24 protein-coding genes, 3 tRNA genes and 1 pseudogene are annotated in these 22,653 nt (G+C 63.4%); 20 read left to right on the top strand and 8 right to left on the bottom strand.

What is annotated here, in order from left to right; genetic code table 11:
* Positions 1-520 precede the first annotated feature (520 nt).
* The 14 genes from J0J10_RS15760 to J0J10_RS15695 all read left to right on the top strand — a co-directional run bounded on the left by J0J10_RS15760 (position 521) and on the right by J0J10_RS15695 (position 13,432).
* Positions 521-775, top strand: coding sequence for a hypothetical protein (locus J0J10_RS15760; protein ID WP_291647371.1), 255 nt, complete (start codon positions 521-523; stop codon positions 773-775).
* Positions 759-2,483, top strand: coding sequence for an AAA family ATPase (locus tag J0J10_RS15755; RefSeq protein ID WP_291647370.1), 1,725 nt, complete (start codon positions 759-761; stop codon positions 2,481-2,483). Before J0J10_RS15760 ends, J0J10_RS15755 begins: the two co-directional genes overlap by 17 nt.
* Complete coding sequence (locus tag J0J10_RS15750; protein ID WP_291647369.1) at positions 2,480-3,154, top strand: hypothetical protein; 675 nt, start codon at positions 2,480-2,482, stop codon at positions 3,152-3,154. Before J0J10_RS15755 ends, J0J10_RS15750 begins: the two co-directional genes overlap by 4 nt.
* Positions 3,155-3,625: 471 nt before the next feature.
* A complete protein-coding gene (locus J0J10_RS15745; RefSeq protein WP_291647368.1) occupies positions 3,626-4,045 on the top strand; it encodes a hypothetical protein in 420 nt (139 codons plus the stop codon).
* Positions 4,045-5,259, top strand: coding sequence for a phage portal protein (locus J0J10_RS15740; protein WP_291647367.1), 1,215 nt, complete (start codon positions 4,045-4,047; stop codon positions 5,257-5,259). Before J0J10_RS15745 ends, J0J10_RS15740 begins: the two co-directional genes overlap by 1 nt.
* A complete protein-coding gene (locus J0J10_RS15735) occupies positions 5,243-5,773 on the top strand; it encodes an HK97 family phage prohead protease (protein ID WP_291647366.1) in 531 nt (176 codons plus the stop codon). Before J0J10_RS15740 ends, J0J10_RS15735 begins: the two co-directional genes overlap by 17 nt.
* Positions 5,774-5,784: 11 nt before the next feature.
* Positions 5,785-6,906, top strand: coding sequence for a phage major capsid protein (locus tag J0J10_RS15730; protein ID WP_291647365.1), 1,122 nt, complete (start codon positions 5,785-5,787; stop codon positions 6,904-6,906).
* A 59-nt stretch (positions 6,907-6,965) separates the two neighbouring features.
* Positions 6,966-7,349, top strand: a complete 384-nt coding sequence (locus J0J10_RS15725; protein WP_291647364.1) for a hypothetical protein — start codon at positions 6,966-6,968, stop codon at positions 7,347-7,349.
* A gap of 738 nt (positions 7,350-8,087) precedes the next feature.
* The gene (locus J0J10_RS15720) at positions 8,088-8,372 is read left to right on the top strand and encodes a head-tail connector protein (RefSeq protein WP_291647363.1); all 285 of its coding nucleotides are present in this window, start codon (positions 8,088-8,090) and stop codon (positions 8,370-8,372) included.
* Positions 8,369-8,779 carry a phage terminase small subunit P27 family gene (locus J0J10_RS15715; RefSeq protein ID WP_291647362.1) on the top strand — a complete coding sequence of 137 codons (411 nt, stop codon included), beginning with the start codon at positions 8,369-8,371 and terminating at the stop codon, positions 8,777-8,779. Before J0J10_RS15720 ends, J0J10_RS15715 begins: the two co-directional genes overlap by 4 nt.
* Positions 8,754-10,409 carry a terminase large subunit gene (locus J0J10_RS15710; RefSeq protein WP_291647361.1) on the top strand — a complete coding sequence of 552 codons (1,656 nt, stop codon included), beginning with the start codon at positions 8,754-8,756 and terminating at the stop codon, positions 10,407-10,409. Before J0J10_RS15715 ends, J0J10_RS15710 begins: the two co-directional genes overlap by 26 nt.
* A 43-nt stretch (positions 10,410-10,452) precedes the next feature.
* Positions 10,453-10,806 (top strand): GTA-gp10 family protein, encoded by a 354-nt coding sequence (locus tag J0J10_RS15705; RefSeq protein ID WP_291647360.1) that lies wholly within the window; start codon positions 10,453-10,455, stop codon positions 10,804-10,806.
* Entirely contained in the window at positions 10,803-11,210 is a 408-nt protein-coding gene (locus J0J10_RS15700) for an HK97-gp10 family putative phage morphogenesis protein (RefSeq protein WP_291647359.1), read from the top strand. Before J0J10_RS15705 ends, J0J10_RS15700 begins: the two co-directional genes overlap by 4 nt.
* On the top strand, positions 11,207-13,432 hold the full coding sequence (locus J0J10_RS15695; protein WP_291647358.1) for a phage tail tape measure protein: 2,226 nt from the start codon (positions 11,207-11,209) through the stop codon (positions 13,430-13,432). Before J0J10_RS15700 ends, J0J10_RS15695 begins: the two co-directional genes overlap by 4 nt.
* Positions 13,433-13,648: 216 nt before the next feature.
* Here J0J10_RS15695 and J0J10_RS15690 read toward each other — a convergent pair whose 3' ends face one another.
* From J0J10_RS15690 to J0J10_RS15680, 3 genes are all read right to left on the bottom strand, one after another.
* Positions 13,649-13,846 (bottom strand): hypothetical protein, encoded by a 198-nt coding sequence (locus J0J10_RS15690; protein WP_291647357.1) that lies wholly within the window; start codon positions 13,844-13,846, stop codon positions 13,649-13,651.
* Positions 13,847-13,983: 137 nt separating this feature from the next.
* Positions 13,984-14,274: a hypothetical protein gene (locus J0J10_RS15685; protein ID WP_291647356.1), complete on the bottom strand. Its 291-nt coding sequence runs from the start codon at positions 14,272-14,274 to the stop codon at positions 13,984-13,986.
* 332 nt (positions 14,275-14,606) lie between these two features.
* The gene (locus J0J10_RS15680; RefSeq protein ID WP_291647355.1) at positions 14,607-14,888 is read right to left on the bottom strand and encodes a hypothetical protein; all 282 of its coding nucleotides are present in this window, start codon (positions 14,886-14,888) and stop codon (positions 14,607-14,609) included.
* Between the two features lie 332 nt (positions 14,889-15,220).
* On the opposite strand from J0J10_RS15680, the gene J0J10_RS15670 reads away from it, so the two are divergent.
* Positions 15,221-15,679 (top strand): hypothetical protein, encoded by a 459-nt coding sequence (locus J0J10_RS15670; protein WP_291647353.1) that lies wholly within the window; start codon positions 15,221-15,223, stop codon positions 15,677-15,679.
* Between the two features lie 244 nt (positions 15,680-15,923).
* Here J0J10_RS15670 and J0J10_RS15665 read toward each other — a convergent pair.
* Positions 15,924-15,998 (bottom strand) — tRNA-Thr (locus tag J0J10_RS15665).
* A gap of 585 nt (positions 15,999-16,583) precedes the next feature.
* The gene (locus J0J10_RS15660) at positions 16,584-18,251 is read right to left on the bottom strand and encodes an MFS transporter (protein ID WP_291647352.1); all 1,668 of its coding nucleotides are present in this window, start codon (positions 18,249-18,251) and stop codon (positions 16,584-16,586) included.
* 321 nt (positions 18,252-18,572) lie between these two features.
* On the opposite strand from J0J10_RS15660, the gene J0J10_RS15655 reads away from it, so the two are divergent.
* Positions 18,573-19,067 (top strand): hypothetical protein, encoded by a 495-nt coding sequence (locus tag J0J10_RS15655; RefSeq protein ID WP_291647351.1) that lies wholly within the window; start codon positions 18,573-18,575, stop codon positions 19,065-19,067.
* A gap of 6 nt (positions 19,068-19,073) precedes the next feature.
* On the opposite strand, the gene rlmB is transcribed toward J0J10_RS15655, so the two are convergent.
* A complete protein-coding gene (rlmB, locus tag J0J10_RS15650; protein ID WP_291647350.1) occupies positions 19,074-19,874 on the bottom strand; it encodes a 23S rRNA (guanosine(2251)-2'-O)-methyltransferase RlmB in 801 nt (266 codons plus the stop codon).
* 114 nt (positions 19,875-19,988) lie between these two features.
* Between rlmB and J0J10_RS15645 the strand changes: the two genes are divergently transcribed.
* From J0J10_RS15645 to J0J10_RS15630, 4 genes are all read left to right on the top strand, one after another.
* Positions 19,989-20,543, top strand: a complete 555-nt coding sequence (locus J0J10_RS15645; protein WP_291647349.1) for an AAA family ATPase — start codon at positions 19,989-19,991, stop codon at positions 20,541-20,543.
* A gap of 71 nt (positions 20,544-20,614) precedes the next feature.
* The gene (locus J0J10_RS15640) at positions 20,615-21,193 is read left to right on the top strand and encodes a hypothetical protein (RefSeq protein ID WP_291647348.1); all 579 of its coding nucleotides are present in this window, start codon (positions 20,615-20,617) and stop codon (positions 21,191-21,193) included.
* A gap of 139 nt (positions 21,194-21,332) precedes the next feature.
* Positions 21,333-21,417 (top strand) — tRNA-Tyr (locus J0J10_RS15635).
* A 286-nt stretch (positions 21,418-21,703) separates the two neighbouring features.
* A tRNA-Gly gene (locus J0J10_RS15630) sits at positions 21,704-21,777 on the top strand.
* Positions 21,778-21,854: 77 nt separating this feature from the next.
* On the opposite strand, the gene J0J10_RS15625 is transcribed toward J0J10_RS15630, so the two are convergent.
* Together J0J10_RS15625 and J0J10_RS15620 are read right to left on the bottom strand one after the other, a co-directional pair.
* On the bottom strand, positions 21,855-22,448 hold the full coding sequence (locus J0J10_RS15625; protein WP_291647506.1) for an ATP-dependent metallopeptidase FtsH/Yme1/Tma family protein: 594 nt from the start codon (positions 22,446-22,448) through the stop codon (positions 21,855-21,857).
* Positions 22,449-22,508: 60 nt separating this feature from the next.
* Positions 22,509-22,653: pseudogene (locus tag J0J10_RS15620) on the bottom strand (IS3 family transposase); the annotation flags it as partial.

The following is a 22,653-nucleotide window of genomic DNA, read 5'->3' as shown; positions in this document are numbered from 1 at the left end:
CTGGAAAAGGAAGCAAGAGAATACCGTCCAAAAAATGGACGGTATTCGCGAGCCGGTGCAGGAGCTTGCGCGACATGCGGTGCGGACTGGCTCTGATTGGGGACTGAGTGCAACTTCCTGCTTGTCGCAAACTTTGCGATTAGCAGATGCGGTCGGCCTCTGATTGGGGACTGCGCTCAGCCCTCGTTGGTATCAATTGATACCAACGATGAGTGGTGCGGACTGACCCAATAGTTACCGCCTCCGCGAACTCGTCAGGATTGGCGGCTGCCCACATGGCGGCAGCGCGTTCGTCTCGCCGCACCTCGTCTGTACCAAGTTGGTGCAGAGAGTTTGCCTCAACCCAACGCCCGAACTGCTCGTCAGACGGAAACAACCCCCGGCCCGCATTCAAAGCAGCGCCGTAGGCAAGCCAGCCGTCTGAATAGTGTTGAAAATTTCAACACTTTATCGACTTCCCCCGCCCGAATGGGCGCGGCAACATTCCACAACCACAGCAACATCCCTTGGAGGGGATCTAGTGCAAATCATTTCATGGTGGCCGCAGGACGGTCACGGGCGCTCGCTCGCGCATTTCGATATCGAAGTAATGGACGGGCTGCGCCTATGCGGCCTCAAACTGATTCAGAACGACCAGGGCCAATTCCGGACCATCGCCCCGACGATGGGGAGCCGCCGGTCTGTCACCTTCCACCCTGAAGTCGCGTCGCGCATCACCGCTGCCGCCGTCGATCGCATGAACCGGCCGGAGCCGCGCTTTGAACATCGCAACTGAGACGGCTGCCGTCGAGATCGCCGACGATGATTACGAAGACACCGGCCTGTACCATTTCATAGGTCCGCTGGTTGAGTTGCCCGATTTAGAGCCCGACGCCCCCGTGCCGTCGCCGGCCGAACATGCACACCATCTCGAGTTCATCCGCAGGCGCGACTGGGCCGCGGGCGAGCTGTGGCGCGCCGACCGCGAGGCGGAACGTCACCGGCGTCAGGCTGAGTTCCGAGCCATGCGCGATGCGTGGATTAAGCGCCCTGCCAACGATAACCGTCCCGCCAGCACCGGCCGCTTCGACCTGACCTGGTTCGGCGACATCGACACGACTCAGGTCAAAAAGACGTTCGTGAAGGGCGTGCTCGGCGACGGCGAGTTCACGATGGCCAGCGGCTTACCCGGTACTGGCAAGTCCGCCATCATGACGGACGTCGCCTGCCATGTCGCCGCGGGCATGGACTGGCACGGTCGCAAGGTCCGGCAGGGCTTCGTCGTCTACATAGCGGCCGAGCGGAAGAAGCTCACGGAGCGCCGGATGGCGGCCTTCCGCAAGCGTCACGGTATCGGAAAGATACCGCTGCTGGTGCTCGGCGGGTTCATCGACATGACGTCTACCAACGTCGACACGCGAGCCTTGATTGCCGCCATCCGCCAGGCCGAGGGCCAGTGCGGGCAAGCCTGCGTTTGGGTCATCATCGACACTCTAACGCGCGTCTTCGGGCCAGGGGACCAGAACGCCAGTAAGGACATGGGGCGCTTCGTCGCGAACTGCGACCTGATGCTCAAAGAGACCGGCGCACATGTCACGGTCATCCATCACACCGCGTGGTCCGGCGAGCGTGGTAAGGGCGCCATCGACCTAGACGGCGCAGTCGACGCCAGCTTCATGGTCAAGAAGAAGGGCGGCGGCTCCTACACTTTGGAATGCGACGGCGCGAACGACGCCGAGGACGGCGTGGTCACGACCTTCCGCATGGAGTCGGTGACGGTCGGCGAGGACGAGGACGGCAACCCGACGACGGCCCCAGTCATCGTGCCGGATGACGCCAAGGAAGCTGCCGAGGCGTTCGTCGCGTCTGGCCACGCGGGCAAGGCTCTGGACGTCCTGCGCGACCTTCGGCGTTGGGGTGGAGTTGTCGACCTAGAGGCATGGCGTAAAGACTTCTACGCGGTCTATCCCAGCGAGAAGCCCGGCACGCTGAAAGCGAGGTTCAGGCGGGCTCGCGAGACGCTGCAGGCACGTGGGGCAATACTCGAGGAAGATGGTGCATGGCGTCTAACGCCGGGCGGTACACCGGGTACATGTACCCCTGATGTACCGCGTACCGACAGTGAAGATGGCATCAGTCGTGAGGCGGTACATCCGGTACACACACCTATAGGTGTGTACCGTGTACCGTCTCGTGAGCCTGGGAAAGAAGAAGTTCAAGAGCGCGACCTTATTCCTGATGAGGGTCATGACGGCGAGGTAGAAATGCCCCCCGTCTCAATCCAAGACGAGTCCCCCGATATTGGCGTAGCCGAGGCCGAGATGGTCGTGGTCGATACCGACCATCCATCCCCTTATCGACTGGAAGGTGATGGAGGAGCTTCTCGCCGTGTCCGAGAAGCTGACCCCAGACCTTCCGGCCCTCATAGGTCTAGATCTTCCGATGATGAAGAACTGACCGACGAACAGATCCCTGCCTTCCTAAAGCGGGAGCCCCGCCATTGATCCCCGCCAACGACAACCACCTCGTCGCCTATGCCAGCAACGGCGTGACGATCGCCCACACTACCGGCGCGCCGATCCGGCCAGCACCACGGCCCGCCGAGCCCTCAGACGACGACCTGGCCGCGTCCCACGGACGGCACCCACTGTCCGAGGAGTTTGCCGCCGGACGGTTCACTCCGGAACAGGGCGCGGCGGTTGAATGGTGGATCAAGCAGCACAGGCCGGTTGAGGTCAGCTTTGGCGCCGGCAGTATGGCGGCGGCGGGCGGTGGTAGGCGACCCTTCATCAGCAGGCCGCGGGATGCACTGTTCGCGCAGGAGGTCGCGGCAGAGCGCGCCATGGTGCTGGGCAGGCTGTACCGGCTGTTTGGTCAAGTCACGGCTGCTGACTTGATCCTCGTGCTGAACGACGCGCTGGACGGCGCCGAAATGCGCGATCTCGCCCCGCCTCAGATGACGTTCCCGAAAGAGAAGCAGGCAGCGGCTGGCCGCATCCGGCTCGGTGCTGCGCTGGGGATCGTCGGGCACTACGCGGACGGCGGGTATTCGATCCGGCACTGCATGGACATCGTTACGGCAGCGGCGGACTCGTGCTGGGCGCTGGCGGCTAAGCGGAAACTGCGTGCTGCAAACGATAACCTGGCGTCTGCCCTGAAAAAACACGCTGGCTAGTTGGCACTTTCCGCCGAGTTGTCCGGAGGTATAGGAAGAGGTCGCAAGAAGGCCTAGAAATAGTTTCCCTGCGACAATTTGCCCATGACACAATCTTAGTCTTATATTTCAAGCGCTTGCTTAGGATTAAGGCGAGATAGTGGCCGTTTTGCCGCATTCTCATCCGGAGTAAGGTAGCAGGGCATTACAGCGCCCGCACTTCCGCTAAGCGGAGGGGGTAGCCCGAATCCCCTATAGTACTTGTATAGGCAGCGCCCCTGCACGGTCCCGCTGTCTATACTGGCCCGTCGATTCCTAAGCCGGCGGGCCTCTTTTATTCGAAGACGCGCTGCCGCTGACTTGGATTTCGGCGGTGGCGATGGGGCTCGAGCGCGTCGGTTTTTGGCATTTTTCCGACGCGCTCGCCTTCCCCGATCACCCGCCTCGGCGGGTTTTTTCACACCCAGAAACCTTGCGAGGAAACACTTTCCCATGCACGCCCGAACCTGGGGCGAACGCGTCTATCGGCGCGACGATGCCGCACGGCTCAGCGGCATTCACCTCGACAATCTCGACGCCCTTGTTCACCGAGCCGAGCATTACGACACCTTGTTTTCGGCGCGCGATGGCGGCGCCCGTGTCTTCAGCCCGCGTGATCTAGCCGTCTTAGCCGTTGGTCGCGAGGTCAAACGCGGCGGCCGATCCTGGCTCGACGCTCTGGCTATCGCTTTCGATCATCTCGAAGCGCCGCCCGCCCTCGACGCCTTGCTGATCCTGACGCCGACGCCAGTCCGCGACTCTGGCGGGCCTCATGTCGCCAGCGAAGTGCCTGCGACCATCGAGCGATCAACCCTGATCGTCCCCATCGGCGCGATTGTTGCCGATATTCTCAGTCGAATTGGATCTGCCTGATGTGGCCGTTCAGCCGCAAAGCCGACAGCGTGTCGGAATCCAAGTCCCTCACCGACCCGACGTCGGAAAGCTGGGAGGCTCTGGTCGGCGCCTTCACGCTCACCACGTCGGGCGTCGCCGTCAACGCCGATTCAGCGATGGCAGTGCCTGCCGTCAACTGCGCCGTGAACCTGATCGCCGGTGCGGTCGGCATGCTGCCTGCGAAGATCTATCGCCAGCAGGGCGAAGGCAAGGAGCCCGCGCCGGACCATCCCGGTTATGCGCTGATCCACGACGAGGCCAACGCGTGGCAATCCGCCGGCAAGGTGCGCGAACTGGTTACGATCGATGCAGTCTTGCACGGCGACGGCTTCGCCTTCGCGAACAAGGTTGCGGGCAAACCCGTCGAGTTGCTGCACCTTCCGCGTAGCAGCGTCACGGTCGAGCGTCTGGACACGGGCGAGCCCCGGTTCAAGGTCGGCGAGGTGCGTTACCGCCCCGACCAAATCCTGCACATTCAAGCGCCTTCGCTGGACGGCAGGACCGGCCTTGGTTTGCTCCGCTCCGGTCGCGAGGCGATCGGCTTGGCGATCCTGCTGGAACGCACTTCGGCCCGGTTGTTCAAGAACAACTCCCGTCCCGGCGGCATTCTAACCATGAAGGGCCAGGCCTCGGCGAAGACCGTCGAGCGCGTCGGTCTCATGTGGAAGGCGATGCAGGGTGGCGACAATATCGGCGGCGTCGCCGTAGTCGATCAGGACGGCGACTATAAACCGATCGCGTTCACCAGCATCGAGAGCCAGCATCACGAACAGCGTAATTTCAGCATCGGCGAGATTTCGCGGCTTACCCGTGTGCCAATCACGCTGCTGCAGGAGCTTTCCAAGGGCACGTTCGCGAATACTGAGCAGCAAAATCTGCAGTTCCTGCAGCTCTGTCTTCTCTATTGGCTTAAGGCGTGGACTGACGCTTATCGCCGTTGCCTTCTCACGAAGGATGAGCGCTCGACGCACTCGATCTCGTTTGTGGTCGACGATCTGCTTCGGGCAGACACCGCAGCCCGGGCCGGCGCCTATGCGCAGTTCCGATCGGCTGGCGTCATGACATCGAACGACTGCCGACGCCGCGAGAACCTGCCGCCCCTGCCGGACGGGGACACTCTGGCGAGCCCGTACACAACCCCCGGCCCGGCGAACTCCAACGAACCAAAGGAACAGGATGACGAAGCTGCATAACGGCGCGCCTATCGAACTCGACGTCAAGGCGGTTGCTGACGATGGCTCGTTTCACGGATACGCGAGCACATTTAACGTGAGGGATCGTGGGGGCGACATCGTAAAGCCCGGGGCATTTACTACTAGCCTGGCGAAGTACCCCGCGGCGCGCGTCAAAATGCTCTGGCAACACGACACGTCGGAGCCGGTCGGAACATGGACGTCCTTCACGGAAGACGCCAAGGGTCTGAAGGCCGAGGGCCGCTTCATCCTAGCGACGGCGAAGGGGCGCGAGGCTCATGCGCTCGTCAAGGCAGGCGCTGTTGACGGCCTGTCGATCGGCTTCCGAACTATTCGCGACGAGATGGACCGCAAAAGCGGTGCTCGCCTGCTCCACGGAATCGAACTTCGCGAAGTGTCCATCGTGACGTTTCCGATGAACGAGGACGCCACCGTTACCGGCGTCAAGTCTACTCCCGACAATTCTTTTCGCGCACTGGTTGAGGCAATCAATGCTGGCCGTGCTCATTTCTAAGGACTGACTCATTGTTTATTGATACCATTCCCGCCGGCCTCGAAACCAAGAGTGACGACATTGGCGTTGACGAGGTTAAGGCTGCAGTTGCCGCAGTCGCTGCCGACGTGAAGGCCGCGACTGACCCGCTGAAGGCCCGCATCGACGAGCTTGAGGCAAAGGCCAACCGCCCGAACCTCGGTGCCGAAACTAAGGCCGAGCCGACTGCGGAACAGAAGGCCTTCGGGCTCTATCTGCGCCACGGCAAGAACCACCCCGACATCGATCACAAGACGCTCCGTGTGTCGGACGATACGCGCGGTGGCTACATGGCTCCGGCGGAATTCTCTTCCGAATTCCTGAAGGAGCTTGTCGAGTATTCCCCGATCCGTGCCATTTCCAGCGTGCGCCAGACCGGCAACCCAAGTGTTATCTACCCGGCCCGCATCGGCCGGGCGAACGCGAAGTGGAAGGGCGAGAACCAGCCGCAGGAGGGCAGCGAGCCGTCTTTCGGTGAGGTCGAGATCGCGACGAAGGAACTGAACACCTTCGTCGACATCTCCAATCAGCTCCTGGCGGACAGCGGCGGCGCTGCCGAACGCGAGGTGCGCGAATCCCTTGCCGAAGACTTCGCCCTTAAGGAAGGCACCGCCTTCGTAAACGGGACTGGTGGACCCCAGCCGGACGGCTTCATGCAGGACGCCCGCGTTCCGCAAATCCCGAACGGCCACGCTACCAACCTCAGCGCAGATGCACTGATCTCGATCCTGTATGCCCTGCCAGCCGCGTATCGTCGGAATGCGACGTGGGTGATGAACGGCGCGACGATCGCCACAATCCGCAAGCTAAAGGACTCGCAGGGCAACTATCTGTGGCAGCCGGGACTCCAGGCTGGCTTGCCGGAGACTATTCTCGGCAGGCCTGTCGCGGACGCGGCGGACATGCCCGAGGCAACCAGCGGCGAGTTCCCGATTGCAGTCGGTGATTTTGAGGCCGGGTATCGCATCGTCGACAGGCTCGACATGTCTGTGTTCGTGAATCCGTACCTTCTGGCGACCAACAGCGTCACGCGCTTTCACGCGACGCGTCGTACCGGTGGCGCTGTGATCCGGCCCTTTGCGCTGCGCAAGCTGAAAATGGCGACGAGCGCCTGACGCGTCCGAATTCCATGGGCGGCTGCTGAGCCGCCCACCCCCCTTTATCGGAGATATCAATGCGCGATCTCGCGTCCAATCTGAAATTCATCACGGCCCTCTCGCCCGCCGTCCAGGCTGCCACCGTCAACGGCGTGGCCGTAGACACCAAGGGCTTCGGCTCGGCCGCCTTCGTGCTCAACACCGGCGCCATTGCCGGCGCGGGTGACTTCGGCGCCAAACTTCAGGAGTCTGATGTATCGGGTTCCGGATATACGGACGTGGCGCCCGGCGACCTCACGGGCAGCTTCGAGGCCACTGCGGTCGCCGATGCCACCGACAAGGTCAGTTACATCGGCCACAAGCGGTATGTGCGGCTGGTGCTGACGAAGGCCGGCGGCACCAGCATCGCGGCCGGTGCCGTTGCCATCCTTGGGCACGCCGCTGAGCGCCCGATCTCATAAGGGATAGGGGCGGTTTCCTACGGCTGGCCCGGCCGTTGAGCTAGCGTGTGCCGCCCCCTCGTTCACACGCGCTAGCAGGGTGGTGCGCCCATGTGAACGGATTGATCACCCGTGAGGCTTCGACGGGGCGCGTCGGGCATAGCCCGAGATTGACGTCAACAGCCAGATCCGCACTGCAGCGTCACGCAGATAGCGCCGCGATAGGCGCAGGGCCGACCGCATGCAGGACGCTGCGGTCGGCCTCTTCATTCAAGGACCATCATGCCAACAGCAGCGCCGAGGTATTGTACGTGCGGTAGACACGTCGTGCCCGCCCGTCAGACATGCCCATGCTCTAAGGCCAGAGCCGAGGCCACACAGGCTGCTAGGCCATCGGCATCAGCACGCGGATATTCATCCTCTTGGCGCAAGGCCTCGAAGGCATTCCTTGCCCTGCCAGGCAATGACCGCTGCGCCTGCGGATGCGGTCGCGTCGCCAACATGGTGGACCACCACATCGCCCATAAAGGGGATCAGCGTCTGTTCTGGGACCGCAGCAACTGGCGGCCGTTCAACGTCGCCTGCAACTCCCGCAAGGCCGCGCGCTCCGAAGGCGGTTTCGGCAACCCACGCTCATAGACCGGGGGGCTGGGTTCGAAGGAAACAGATCGCCCTCAAGACCATGTGGGTAGGTTCCTTCGAGACACAGCCGATTTGGAGCATTCTCAAAATTGATAGAAAAAGGAAAATCCATTCACAATGGACATGATTACGCTTGACGAATTCAAGGCGTTTGTTCGTATCGGACACGACGACGAGGACGTTCCTGCGCAGGCGATGGTCGATGCTGCGAATTCTTATGTCTACGGCCTGGTTGACCCCGACGAGGACTACGCCCCGCCTCCCGAGGTGAAGCAGGCTACGTTGATGATCGCGGCGCACTGGTTCGAACATCGCGAAACGGCGATGGCGGACATTCTCTCCGACATCCCCTTCAATGCCGGCGCGATCCTGATCAATCATCGCAAGTGGGCGTTTGGATGAGCCATCACACCCGAGGCGCAAAAGCCGAACCCAAGCCAGTTGCTGATCCGATCCGCAAGGTCCCGGCTCCACCCAAGGACATGTCGACAGAAGCCAAAGCAGAATGGCGCCGCGTGATGCCGGTTCTGGTTGAGCGTCGCGTGCTTTCCAAGGCCGATATCGCAGCATGCGAAAGGTACTGCGAGGCTACTGGTGACATTGCCATCGCCCGAGCCCGCATCCGGCTCGACGGCGACTACATGGAAAACTCCCGGGGCGAACTAAAGCGCCACCCCGCCTTCGTGACCGTTCGTGAGTCCGCCGCCGAAGCGCGTCGATGGGCCGCTGAGCTTGGCCTTACCCCTGCCTCCCGAAGCCGAGCCGGCGCGCATGAGGATACCGATGCCGCTGACACCCTCATGGATTGACGATGGCTCAGAGATTCCTGATCCGTTTGGCTACGGCGAGCGTGCCGTTCAGTGGCTTCGTCGCCTGAAGCATCCGAAGAATCCCGCCCCAGGCAACCCGTTCCAGCTTGATGATTGGCAGGCTCGGGTTGTGAAGCGCATATATGGCCCGCGGCATACCGAGGACGTCTTCGACAAGGACGGCCTGCGCATCGCTCGCAAGGGCGACCGCATCGTCCGCCGTGTCGTGCTCCTACTCCCCAGAGGATCCCGCAAGACCAGCCTGTGTGCGGCGATCACCTTGCTGCACACCATCGGCCCGGAAACCTTGCCGGGGGACTTGGTCGTGTCGGCAGCGTCCGCTCACGAGCAGGCCATGGAGCTTTTCGACGAGGTGAACCTGCTCGTCGGTCACGACAAGCGGTTGCGCGACAATATGAGCGTGGTTGGCTACAAGAGCACCATCCGGTGCAAGCCTAAGAAATCATCTTACAAGGCGCTCGCGGCTGACGGCGGGGTGCAGCACGGAAAGACGCCGCGCGTCGTCATCGCGGACGAGCTTCATGTCTGGAAAGGCCAGTCCGGCGCCAACCTGTGGGGCGCTCTCGACTCCGCCTTGGTGAAGACCCCCGACACGCTGATGATCGTGGCGACCACGGCAGGCCGCGGCCAGGAGAATCTGGCCTGGAACACAGTCTCGACCGCCATCAAAATTCAGAAGGGCGAGATCGACGACCCTGCGACGCTGCCTGTCATTTTCGCGGCGGAGGAAGGTGACCAGTGGGACGACCCGGACCTGTGGAAGCTCGTAAACCCGGGAATGCGCCACGGCTACCCGGATTTGCCCGGGTTCATGGACAAGGTGACGAAGGCGAAGCATTCGCCCTCAGAGCTTGATAACTTCAAGCAGTTCAACCTCAACATGTGGGCCGACCACGCCCAGTCCGCATTCGTGGACATGGCGACTTACGACAAGGGCGCCGAGCTGATCGACGTCGAGGCATTGCGCGGCCGTGAGTGCTGGCTCGCTGCAGATTTGTCGTCGTCCGGTGACTTGACCGTCGTCACGGCCAGCTTCCGCGATGGCGATAACACTATCATCTTGCCGTTCTTCTTCTGCCCTCAGAACAATCTCCGGGAGCGCGAGGCCGCGACCCAGGCGCCTTACGTGAAATGGGCGAAAGACGGGCTGATCACAGCCACGCCTGGCAACGTCGTGGATTTCAGGGCCGTGGAGCAGCGCATTCGCGAGCTATGCGACGAATACGACGTCAAGGAAATCGCCTTCGACCCCGCGCTCGCTAGGTCGATCCTGAACAATCTGCTCGATGACGGATATCGAGCGATCGAGTTCCGCCAGGGCGCGCTCTCGATGATGCCGGCAATCGCCGAGCTGGAGCGCAGCGTCATAGCCGGACGCTTCAAGCATGGTGGGCACCCCATCCTGCGAATGTGCTTCGCCAATACCGAGGTCGAGACGAACAGCCACGGCCACAAAACCCGCCTGCATAAATCGAAGAAGTGGCTGTCCATCGACGGCACGGTCGCGGCGGCGATGAGCACATACCGGGCGAGCTTGGGGCAGTCCGCAGGCAGCGGCAGCTTTTACGACAACGATGACTGGGAGAGCGCCTTGAGCGCGTTCGCGTAGTCATAACCAGCCGCCAGCGGGCGGCATTTTCCGAGGAAAGACAATGAAGACTGACATCATCGACGCCGTCATCGGCGGGGAGCAGGCCCGCTTTCGCCTTGAGCGTAACCAGCCGTTCCTGATCCAGCAGATCGAGCACAAAGTCGGCAAGTCGCTGTTCGCGCTCTTCCGCGATATCGCGGACGGAACCTGGTCGACGCGGGCGTTTCTGCCGGTGCTGTCGGCGGCACATGTTGGCGCGCCGCACCGGCTAATGGGCTCCGAGTCCGTACTGGTCCGTAGGACGCTCGAGGGCCAGCCGCCCGGCGTCTACGCGCCGCTGGTGGCGAAGGTTCTGGAAGCGCATCTGTTCGGCTTGCCGGAGGAAGAGGCGACCTTCACGGACGCTGCGGCGTGATCTCCGGCGAATTCATAGGCGAGGCTGCGCTGGCGAAAAAGATCGCGCAGGCCGGTAAGCGGGCCGAGGAGCGGGTGCGGAAACGTGCCCGTGCCCTTGGCGACGAGATCGCTGCCGAGATGAAGAGCCGTGCTCCGGTTGCCACGGGCGGGCTCCGGGACAGCATTCGGGTTGAGGACGACGAGGAAGGCAACGGCGTCATTGTTCGTGCCGGGGGGACGCCGGAGACGACCCGCACGTCTCCCAGCGGGCACGAGTTCGACGTCGCGTTGATGACGGAATTTGGAGTCGCACATGCGCCTGCCCAGCCGTTCTTCAACAATACGGCTAACGAATACCGAAAGAAGATCATCGCCGAAATGGGCGAGGCCGCTGTTGAAGGCGCGCTGGAGGAAATGGAATGACAGGTCTAGCCCTCAGGATTGGAGGCGACACCAAAGCCCTCGACAAGGCGATGCAGCGCGCTCAGGACATCGTTGCTCACCAAGGCAAGCAAATGGTGTCGACGATGGCCTCTGTTGGCACGGCGATGGACAAGAGCCTGGCGCTCAAGTCTTTGAAATACGCGGCGCAGAACAGTACCGCCCTGACGACGGCCCTTCGCGGCGTCGCGGTTGCTGCCGGCACGATCGCGGTCGGCGTCGGGCTGGTGAAGCTGCTTGGCGCAGCCACCGAGGCCGCTGCCGAGCAGGTCGAGCGGCTGGTTAAGATCGGCGAGTCCGCCAAGAGCGCGGGCGTTAGCAGCACATTCTTTCAGCAGTGGACCGGGCAGGCCCGGAGCCTCAAAGTCGAGGCCGAAGACCTGCAGAAGGCGCTGGAAAAGCTCAAAGCGGTCTCCACCGTCAAGCAGGGCGAAGGCGGCGAGAACGCCCGCAACGAATCCGCTCTTGAAGCCAGGCTCCGCCAGCAGGTCGGTGCCGGCAACCTGAGCCAGTCCAACTTGACTAGCTTCCTCGGCGCGAGCGGCAATGAGGCCCGGCTGCGGGTGATGCTCGACCTGATCGCGCAGTTGCAGGCGCAGGGAAAGCAGCTCGCCGCCCTCGACCTCGCGAGCCAGTTCTTTCCTCCCAAGATCGTCGAGGGTATCCGCAACGGCACCGTCGAAATGGACAAGCTTCGCAAGAGCCTGTCAGACGTCAAGAGCACTGACGTCAAGATTTTCGAAGACGAGGATATCCGCAACGCCGCCGAGATGAAGCGCAGGCTGGACGAGGCCTATCGTATCATCAATAACGATCTCAAGCCGATTTACGACGACTTCGCCAGCGCGGGCCGTGACTTCTACGGATCGACCGTCTCATGGGTGGAAGCGCTGGCCGGTGGTGTGCGCTTGCTGGGCCAAGCCTACAAATTCCTGAAGGATTCCGGTAGCGAGGCAGACCGCATCGCGAAGAATATTGGCAACTCGGGGTTCTCGGTCGCGCTGAACGACAAGCTGAAGTCGCTCTTCCCGGACAGCTATGGCGAGGGCAATCAAACTGCCATCGCGCAGCAGCTCCGCGATGCCGCGAATAACAAGGCGTCGCTGGCCTCGCTGGCCGCGAAGCTCGGGGGCGGCGCCGAGGCAGAGGCCGCCCTGGCTAAGCTTGCCGGCCAGATGAACCCGACGAACACGGCCGCTGCGCAGGCACAGTCCCGATCGATGACGGACGGTTTTTTCGCCGACAAGACGAAGCCGATCATCACGGCCAAGCCTTCGTCGGGTGGATCGGCGGACACGGATCGGACGACGAGCTTGGAGCGCTACGTCCAATCACTGGAACGCGCCAGGGACGTCGCCAAGGCTGAGTACGAGACGGTCGGTTTGGGTGTTGTCGCCCGCGAGAAGGCGGTCGCGATGGCGCGCGCTCAAGCTGCGGCGCAACAGGACGTCGCAGCGGGCCTTCGCGATACCGCAACCCTGACGGACGCCGAGGTCGCCAAGATCAATGCGGCGGCGGAAGCGACGGGCCGGTGGAAGCAGCAGGCGGACGACCTTCGCGAATCGATGGATTTCGCCAAGGGCCTGATGGGCGATGCTTTGAAGGGCTTCGTTGCAGATCTGCGCTCCGGCGAGTCGGCAGCGGACGCACTTCGCAACGCCCTGGACCGCATCTCGACGAAGGTTCTGGACAAGCTGATCGACGCTGGTCTCAACGCTGCGTTCGGCGGCGGTGGCGGCGGCTTCAACATCTTCTCGATGCTCGGCCTCGGTGGGGGCTACAATTTCAACGGCTCCGGAGCCTTCAGTTTCGGCGCCGGCGGTTACAATGGCGCCGGGCCTTTCCTTTCCATGTCGAGCGGCGGCTTCACCGGCCAAGGCGGCAAGAACGAGCCCGCCGGTGTCGTCCATAAGGGCGAGTACGTCTTCAGCAAGAAGGCGGTGCAGAAGCTCGGATTGGGCAATCTTAACGCCCTTCATCGCGGCTTTGCGACAGGCGGGCCGGTGGGCATGCCAAGCGTCCCGTCCGGACTTTCGCGAAGCGGCGGAGGATCCATCACTGTATCTCCGACCTATTCGATCGACGCGCGAGGCTCGCAAATGAGTGAAGGCCAGTTCCGCGCGATTTTGGCTGAGAACAATGCACGCTTGAAGGCCGAGATGCCCGGATACCTTGGTAAGTTTCAGCAAAGGGGCGGGGCGTGAGCTTCCTCGGTTCAGATGCCCCGGCCGTCGCCGGCCACGGCGCCACTATGGCGGGCGTCGGCGGATTCCTGCTCATGTCGAGCGTGACGCCGATCGCGATTCACGAGGCCGTTGTGCACCGCTGGCCGGATCGGGTCGGCGATTGCTTGCGGGAGGCTGCGTAGGCGGTGAACCGGCCCGTTACGTCGGATGTAAACGGACGGGCCGGTGCTTTTCTCAGGCGCGTAGCAGCGCCGCAACATCGGCGAGCGTGGCGTCGAACTCGCGCTGGCCGCAGCCGAGCACAACGATGTTGCGCTCGTCAGTGACCATGTACCCAGGCCCATACTCGGCACGGGTCCAGTGGCGGGACGGCGCCTTCTTCAGGCGAAGGCCCTTGGCGGCAAGGGCACGGCGGATTTGGGATTCGGTCATAGCACAACGTCTTTCGGTTAGAGTTTCCGAAGCGAGACGTTGCGTTGCGTTGACCGGGCCGGTGTTCAAAGCCGGGGCGGCGCATCCGAAGATGCAGCGCTGGAAAGATTGATCGATCGGCGCGGGAAGTCAAGGCCCTACCTCATGTAGAAGTTATAGGTCCGCAAGCGGCCGGCGCTGTTCATGATTGCGGTGAAGGTTGAACCTCGCGCGTCGGTGACTTCATAAACGGACGAAGCACTTTCCCCGAATCCGGAAGTGCTGACTTTCCGAAGGCTGCAGCCCAGAGCATATTCGATGCTCGATGGTGCGGAGCCTTGATAAACGTTTTCAACCTTCTCGTGGGTAAGGATACATCGAGAGCCGGATTGCGAGATGGCCGGCTGGGCGATGACTATGCCAACCGCGGTCAACGTCATGCGCAACATGATCCCCACCCCTCCCCAAACGACGCAGCGTCACCCGGCAGGGCGGCGGCGGTCAAGGGGTGCGAAGGTAGGGGGCGCAGCCGCAGACACGGCGACCTTGCCGGACTCGACGGCTTTGACGAGTTCGGGGGTGGCGTTGCGCTGCACGGCTACGGCTCTCTCTACAGAAGGAACCGAAACGTTCAGCATAGTTGCTGCCTGACCTTGCGATACAGACCTTCCCTCAATTGATGGAATGTCCGTCCTTTCACCCTGCCGCATCGTGGCCAACCGCGCTGCCACCATAGCGCGCTGGCTTTCATTGAGGTGGCGGCGCGGTCAAGGGGCGGTGACTAGGACTTCTTGCGTGCAGGGTAGCGCCCTCTTTCCTTCACTCTCCAACCGAATTTCGACAGGCCGTAGCCGACGTCGTAGCCTCTTGCCTGATAGGCCGACAGTGGCGGCCCGGTCTCTGCTATCCGGTACCCGATTAGGCGAGCGATCAGCGTCTCACCGATATTGAGGTTGGCGGATACTTCGAAATGGTTTGGAGCCTTGTACGCAAGTTCCTCGACCGCCTTCCATTCGGGGGCGGTGAGCGTTTCATGAGCCAGCCAGTCGTCTTCGTCAGTCATTTCTTACCCCCTCAACGACACACCCGGGCCGGTGGCTACCTCGCCGTCGGCTAGGAACTGAACGCCGGCTTGCTCAAGGGCAGTGCGGATGGCCACGACTGTCCGCTCTTTGAGTTCCTCGCCTTTCTCAAATCGTGTGATCGTATTGGTTGAGACCATGGCGGACTCTGCCAGCTCTCGCACGCCGATCTGAAGCGCGGCTCGCGCCATCCTACACTGCGCAGGCAACAAATTCGCTACTCCGTGGCGATTTCGACTTGACGTGACGATTATGCTTCGTATTGTTGACACAGTAGCGATTTCGCCGCTGAGACGCAACAAGGAGCCAGCCCATGACCCGCAACGCAGTTAACAACCTACTTCCCTCCGAGACCTACACCCTTGAGATCGTCGAGTCGGAGTATGTGCCCACCTGCGACGGGCTGGGCATGGTGCTGAAGTGCAAGGCACAGGTCGTCGGCGGCCCGTATGAAGGCCGGCCCTATTGGCTGAACTACTGCCTTGAGCATCAGAGCGACGAGCGCATGGAGGCAGGTCAGCGCGCTTTCGCTGGGCTTCGTCGGGCCACCGGCGTGCTCAGCCCGAATTTCAGCACGGACCTGCACTGGAAGCCCTTCGACGTCCAAATTTGGACCTGCGTGAACAAAAAGACCGGCCAGCCGCAGAACGTGGTCCGGCAGTACCTGTTCGAACACAAGAAGCCTGAGCGCCGCGCCCGTAACGTGCGCAAGCGCAACGAGCGTGTGGCGCGGGTCAAGGCGCTGCTGGAAATGGCTGGGGTCCCTGCCTAAAGAATCGCTGCCGGCAGCAACCCATTGCCGCAGCGCCGCGAATGCCCGTCATCGCAAGGTGGCGGGCTTCCTGATTCTAGAAGGGCATAACCCCGACCCGTGTTGCATCCGTGTTGCATGGACTCCGACGCAACACCTGAAAACACGGCGAAATGCGCGGAATATGCCGTAACCATGCAACACAAGAAAGGGCGTCTCCCATTTCGGGAGGTGCCCTAATCCGTTGATTTTTCTACTGAATTTATGGTGCCGGCGGAGAGGATCGAACTCCCGACCTTCGGTTTACAAAACCGCTGCACTACCGCTGTGCTACGCCGGCTCCGGCGCTGCGGTATCAGCCCGGCGCCGCCAGGGCAAGCGTGCCGTGCAAAGTCGCAAGAGATGTCGTCGTTACGCAAGGTCGGTGCTGCAGCGGAGCGTAGCCTGCCTGAAGGGGCTCTGCCGCTCGCCGACGTTCTGGCTGCACCCCTGACACGCTGCTGAGATGGTGATTCTGACGATCCCTGCTCTCGGCCTTAGCTCCAGATAGCCCATCTGAAGACAAGGCCAACGACCAAAGACAGTACGGTCGAGATCGCCCAGAGTGGCGTGCCGGCTGCCACGATGGCGGGCATGAGATCGATCAAAGCCTTGTCTTTCAGACCGGGCAGCGAGCACGGTCAAGCAATCAGGCTCTTCACGGGCGGCCTCCTGCAGGCGCGTGGCCAGCACCTGCTCGCGGCGAAAGCTGTATAAGGCGCGGGTGTTAAGCAGTGCGGGCGCCATGGGGCGTATAGACTTCAGATCGGTGGAGCAATCCAGATCAATCTCAAGCATTCGCCGGCATGCCTCTCCCGCCAACAAAAAAGCCCCGCCACGAGGGCGGGGCTCGGCAGCCGGCGGGGCCGGCCGATCGCAAGGTCGATCAGTGGTCGTAGGTCATGATGTCGCGATCCTTGGTCTCGGGCACGAAGAGCATGCCGACGACGAAGGTCATCATCGCGATCACGATCGGGTACCAGAGGCCGTAATAGATGTCGCCGGTGCCGGCCACCATGGCGAACGAGGTCGCCGGGAGCAGGCCGCCGAACCAGCCATTGCCGATATGGTAGGGCAGCGACATGCCGGTGTAGCGGATGCGGGTCGGGAAGAGCTCGACCAGGGCCGCGGCGATCGGGCCGTAGACCATCGTCACATAGATGACGAGGATGGTCAGGATCGCGATGATGGTCAGCGACTGGCCGTTGAACAGCGCGCTCAGGAAGCCGGTCTTGACGATGCGGGCATCGCCGGCGGCCGGATAGCCGGCGGCGACGGCCTCGGTCGCGATGTTCTTGGCGAAGTTGGCATCGATCGCGACGTCCTTGCCGTTGACCGTCACCTTGGCCGGGGTGCCTGCGGGCGCGGCGACCTGGGTGTAGACGATCGCCTGCGTCGCGAGGGTGCGGCGGGCGATGTCGCAAGGCTGGGTGAAGGTGCGCACGCCGACCGGATCGAAGACCGAGCCGCAGGTGGCGGGATCGGCGACGACCTGGACCTTGACGTTCTCATGCGCCGCGGCGAGGCCCGGATTGGCGGCCTTGGTGAGGGCGCCGAACAGCGGGAAATAGGTCAGCGCCGCGATCAGGCAGCCCGCCAGGATGATCGGCTTGCGGCCGATCTTGTCGGAGAGCGCGCCGAAGACGATGAAGCCGCCGGTGCCGAGGATGAGCGACCAGGCGATCAGCACGTTGGCCGAGTAGAGATCGACCTTCAGGATGCTCTGGATGAAGAACAGGGCGTAGAACTGGCCGGTATACCAGACGACGGCCTGGCCGGCGGTGAGGCCGAACAGCGCGAGCAGGGCGATCCTGGCGTTCTTCCACTGGCCGAAGGCCTCGGAGAGCGGCGCCTTCGAGCCGGTGCCCTCTTCCTTCATCTTCTTGAAGGCGGGGGATTCCTGCATCTGCAGACGGATCCAGACCGAGACCGCCAGCAGGAAGATCGAGACCAGGAACGGAATGCGCCAGCCCCAGGCGGTGAACTCGGCCTCGCCCATGGTGGTGCGGATGCTGAGAATGACGATCAGCGAAAGCAGCAGGCCGAGCGTCGCCGTGGTCTGGATCCAGGAAGTGTAGAAGCCACGACGGCCAACCGGGGCATGCTCGGCGACATAGACCGCCGCGCCGCCATACTCTCCGCCGAGGGCGAGGCCCTGCAGCATGCGCAGCGCGATCAGGATGACCGGCGCGATCCAGCCGATGGTGTTGTAGCCGGGCAGCAGGCCGACCAGGAAGGTCGAGGCGCCCATGATCACGATGGTGACGAGGAAGGTGTATTTGCGGCCGATCAGGTCACCCAGGCGACCGAAGAACAGCGCGCCGAAGGGACGAACGAGGAAGCCGGCGGCGAAGGCAAGCAGCGCGAAGATGGCGCGCGTATTCGGGTCGAAGGCCGAGAAGAAATGTGCGCCGATCATCACGGCGAGCGAACCGTATAGATAGAAATCGTACCATTCGAAGACCGTGCCCAGGGAGGAGGCGAGGATGACCCGCTTCTCTTCCCTGGTCATCGGGCGTGGGCCGGCGGCCCCTGATGCTTGCGCAATGCTCATGATGCACTCCGTCGTTCGTTCCCCCGACGCAGCGGACCACCCACCGCGCCTCGACGCCGCCTTGCAGCGGTCTTTGCGTTGGAGTCGGACGTGGCCGACCCGCGAAGCCCTAGAAAAGACAAGTTTGATGGGGAACGAATGAGCCCACAGCCCGAAACCTTCAAGCAGGCACTTGGTCTTGCACCAAAGGGTGTAAGACTAACGACTCATTAACAAATGAGGCTCGTCTTCCGCCGCCCGCAGGCGCCCGACTCGCCTTCCGGGCCTAAGACAGATAGCCTTTCCGACCAGCGGCGATTCCGAAGGACAGGGGGGAGCGACATGGTCCGCATCCCGATTTTCCGTCTGGCCTGCATTGCGGGCGCTGTGCTGGCGCTCGGCTCGAATGTCTCCGCCAGGCCTGCCGGCGGCCCTGCCGCACCGGCCGGTGTCAGGGCGCCGGCCCTGGCCTCGGCGGCCCCGGGCCGCATGCTGGCCGGGCCGATGCGGCCAGTCCGCCCGGGTCTGCGCGCTCATGGTCGCCATGTCCCGGGCTTCGCCTACGGCTATGGCCTCGGAGGCTATGGTCCGAGCTTCTACGATTCCTCGCTCAATGTCCTGCTGGGTACTGCCGCGCCGGACTACCAGTTCGAGCGTGTCGAGCCGCCGTCGATTCCGGTCGCGGTCGGCATCCAGCGCCCGCCGGCGGCGGATCCGGTGATCTACCGGATCGAGAACCGAGGTGGGCGACAGGTGGCGCGGGTCATCCGGATCGGCGCCGACGGCATCGTGCCGATCGATACCGGCGAGCGGCGAGGCCCGGCCGGGAAGCGCTGAGCCGCTTCAGCGCTGCCGCGTCGCCGCGTAGAGCGCGATCGCGGTGGCGTTGGAGACGTTGAGGCTCTTGATCGCGCCGGGCATGTCGAGCCGGGCGAGATGGTCGCAAAGTTCGCGGCTGCGCTGGCGCAGGCCCTTGCCTTCGGCGCCCATGACCATGACGAGCGGACGTCGCAGAGCGACGTCGTCGAGCGAGACATCCCCCTCCGAATCGAAGCCGAGGCGCAGGAAGCCGCGCTTTCCGAGCTTGTCGAGCGCATCCCCGAGATTCTTCACGGCGATCAGCGGCACATGCTCGAGCGCGCCCGAGGCCGATTTGGCGAGGACACCGGTCGCCGCCGGCGAGTGCCGGATGGTGACGATCACGGCGGCGACAGCGAAGGCCGCTGCCGAGCGCAGGATCGCTCCGACATTGTGCGGATCGGTGATCTGGTCGAGCGCCAGCACGACCGCGTCGTCCGGCAGACTGTCGAGATCGGGCGAGGGCAGGGGATCGCAGACGAGATAGAGCCCCTGATGCACGGCGTCGGGCGTCAGCAGGCGGTCGATCTCGGAGGGGCGGACCAGTTCGGGCGCGATCGGCAAGTCGCCGATCTCCTCGCCGAGGCGCTTCAGGGCGTTCTCGGTGGCGAGCAGCTTGCGGAAACGCCGGCGCGGATTGCGCAGCGCCTCGATCACCGGATGGGCGCCGTAGAGGATCGCTTCGTCGATATCGCCCGGGCGATGCGGCGGCGGACCGTCCTGGCGTGGGCGGAAGCCGCGGCCGGAAGGCTTGCCGGTGGGACGCGGGCGGAAAGGGGCGGGCATGGGAACTCCCGAATTGTCGAGCGACTGCCCTGCCACGATGCGCGGCGCTTGGCCAGTGCGGAGCGCAGCGGAAGCGCGCCCTGTCAGCAACCAACCGAAGGGAAGAGATCTGACATGACCAATGACGACCACGCCTTCTTCATGATCACCGGCGGACCGGGAGCCGGCAAGACCACATTGCTGTCCGCACTCGCGGCGGAGGGTTTTGCGACCGCGCCGGAAGGCGGGCGGGCGATCATCCGCGATCAGATGGCGATCGACGGGCCGGCACTGCCCTGGCGTGACCGGGCCCTGTTCGCCGAGTTGATGCTGGGCTGGGACATGCGCTCGCATGCCGAGGCGCGCAAGCGGGGCGGCATCGTGCTGTTCGACCGCGGCGTGCCCGATATCGCCGGCTACCTCTCGCTGTCGGGGCTCGCGATCCCCGCGCATCTGGAGCGAGCGGCGCGCCAGATCCGCTATCGTCCCCTCGTCTTCGCGGCGCCGCCCTGGCGCGCGATCTTCGCTGGGGACGCAGAGCGCAAACAGGATTTCGCGGAAGCGGAACGCACCTTTGCGGCGGTGACCGGCGCCTATCGCGATTTCGGCTATGAGCCGGTCGAGCTGCCGCTCGCCGGCGTCGCCGAGCGTGTCGCCTTCGTCAGCGCGCGAATCGCGGCGGCAGGCTGAAGCGCTCGCATTCCGTCGCGGGCCGGTCGGCGCTATTCTGGCGGTCCACTCCGTTCTCCGGGGGAGGGCTCATGGACGCGATGCCGGAAGCCGGGGCGATGCGCGCCGGGCGGACGCTGAACCATCTGACGCCGGGGCGCGAATGCGGCGATTGCGTCGCCTGCTGCGAGGTGCTGCGCATCGTCGATCCGGCGGTCGGCAAGCCGGCTGGGGTGATGTGCCGCCACAACACCGGCAAAGGCTGCGGCATCCATGCGACACGGCCGCAGATCTGCCGGAGCTGGTTCTGCCTGTGGCGGCGAATCGACGCGATGCCGGACGAGGCCCGGCCGGACCGAAGCGGCGTGATCTTCTGCCTGGAAGGCGAGGCGAGCCACCCGAATCCGTTCGCGCGCTTCTGCGTGGTGGCGCGTCCGGTCGGCAAATCGCGGGCCTTGCGCAGTCCGCTCGTCAGAGAGATCATCGCGATGTTCGTGCGCCAGGGCACGCTGCCGGTCTGGCAGCACCGCCATGGCGTGCGCACGCTGATCTATCCGCCGCCTGATCTCGCCGATGCGATCGAGCGGCCGGAAACCACGCCATTTCAGGCCCTGGTGCCGGCGGCGAAGGCCTGGCTGCGGCGATACGGGGCGGCACGAGCGGTGGATTGAAATGCGCCTTGTCGCGGATCGATCGTTTTAGGCGTTGACAGGCGGGCGCCCTCTCACCATAAGTCCGGCCGCGCCTGCCGCCCTTCACAAAAGTGAAACAGCGGTTGCGGCCGGCCTTCGGGCCAGCCAGCGAAAAGGCGGGGGAATGTCCCGAGCGGCAAAGGGGGCGGACTGTAAATCCGCTGGCTATGCCTTCGCAGGTTCGAGTCCTGCTTCCCCCACCACCTTCGCCCTGCGGGACGAAGCAGGCGCGCCTTCCTGAAAGACGCGCGGAACGACCAGGCGGTGACAGCGCAGCGCTTTCACCGCGACGTCCGCGGCCCTTGCCGGCAGCTGGCGATGACGGGTTGACACCGGGCCGCGCGATGCGGAACTTGTCGCCCTGCGCGGGTGTAGCTCAATGGTAGAGCAGCAGCCTTAATGCGCCACCTCCGAAAGCGTTCAAGCTGAAGAGGTGGCCAAATTCGGGCTAGCAGCGCTGTCGGGGGTTTGATAAGGCGTCTGAGACGCGCGGGCGTAGCTTAGTGGTAAAGCACTAGCCTTCCAAGCTAGCTATGAGGGTTCGATTCCCTCCGCCCGCTCCACTCCGCGTTGGTACCTCCTGCTCAGTTTTGTTTTGCTCGACGGCTAGGGCTTGTGCACATGGGTTGCCCGGCGCGCCTTACATAGCGCTGTAGCCGGGCAACCCTTGTGTGCAAGCCCGGGTAGCTGTGAACAACCGCTCTGCATCAGCGTCGGTAATGCGCTTCCCTTCGAGCAGTTCCTCCGCGGCGCGGGCCGCCGCGCCCCGGTGGTCTTCTATCAGCGAGCGCGCCCTCGCCATTTGCTCGGCAAGAATAATTTCGACCCGCTCGCGAATGGCTTGTGACGCATGGAGCAATCGAATCAGCTCAGCTTCCCCGTCACCTCCCAGGAAAGCTAGGCCTCCGCCTAGCCCGTAGGATGCTTCGAGTCGCAGCGCGACCAGAGTCGCGAGATGGAGGTCGCTGCCGCGAGTTCCACCGCTGCCAATAGAACGATTGCCCAGGATAGCTTCTTCCGCAGCTATGCCAGCCAGCAGAAAACAAATCTCGTCGAGGAGGCTCTGGACGGTGATCTCGGTGATTGGCGTCTTGCCGATCCGGACAACGCCCAATGATTGATGCCCGCCAGCGGAATCTACCTCGTCGCGGATCTCCGCAAACTCGAAGGGCTTGTCCAACACGACAGCGGCAATCACATGTCCGGCCTCATGCACAGCCGCACGACGCAACATCGCGGCGGGGACCGAGACAGTCGGCGGGAGCGTTGCGTTGAGATCGGAGACGGAGACCAACCGCTCCGACACGCCGAACTTCATCATGGCGTGGTCGATGCAGCGGCGACGGCGGGCGGGGCTCAGAAGTTTCCCGAGGCAGCCTCCTTGAGAATGAGCTTCTCAAGCGTCAGATCCGAGACAGCCTTCCGTAGCCGTTCGTTCT

The organism is Allobosea sp., from assembly GCF_017308075.1.
In the GTDB taxonomy this organism is placed as follows: Bacteria; Pseudomonadota; Alphaproteobacteria; order Rhizobiales; family Beijerinckiaceae; genus Allobosea.
Note: the sequence above shows the minus strand (reverse complement) of the source record. Positions and strands in the feature narration are given on the sequence as shown.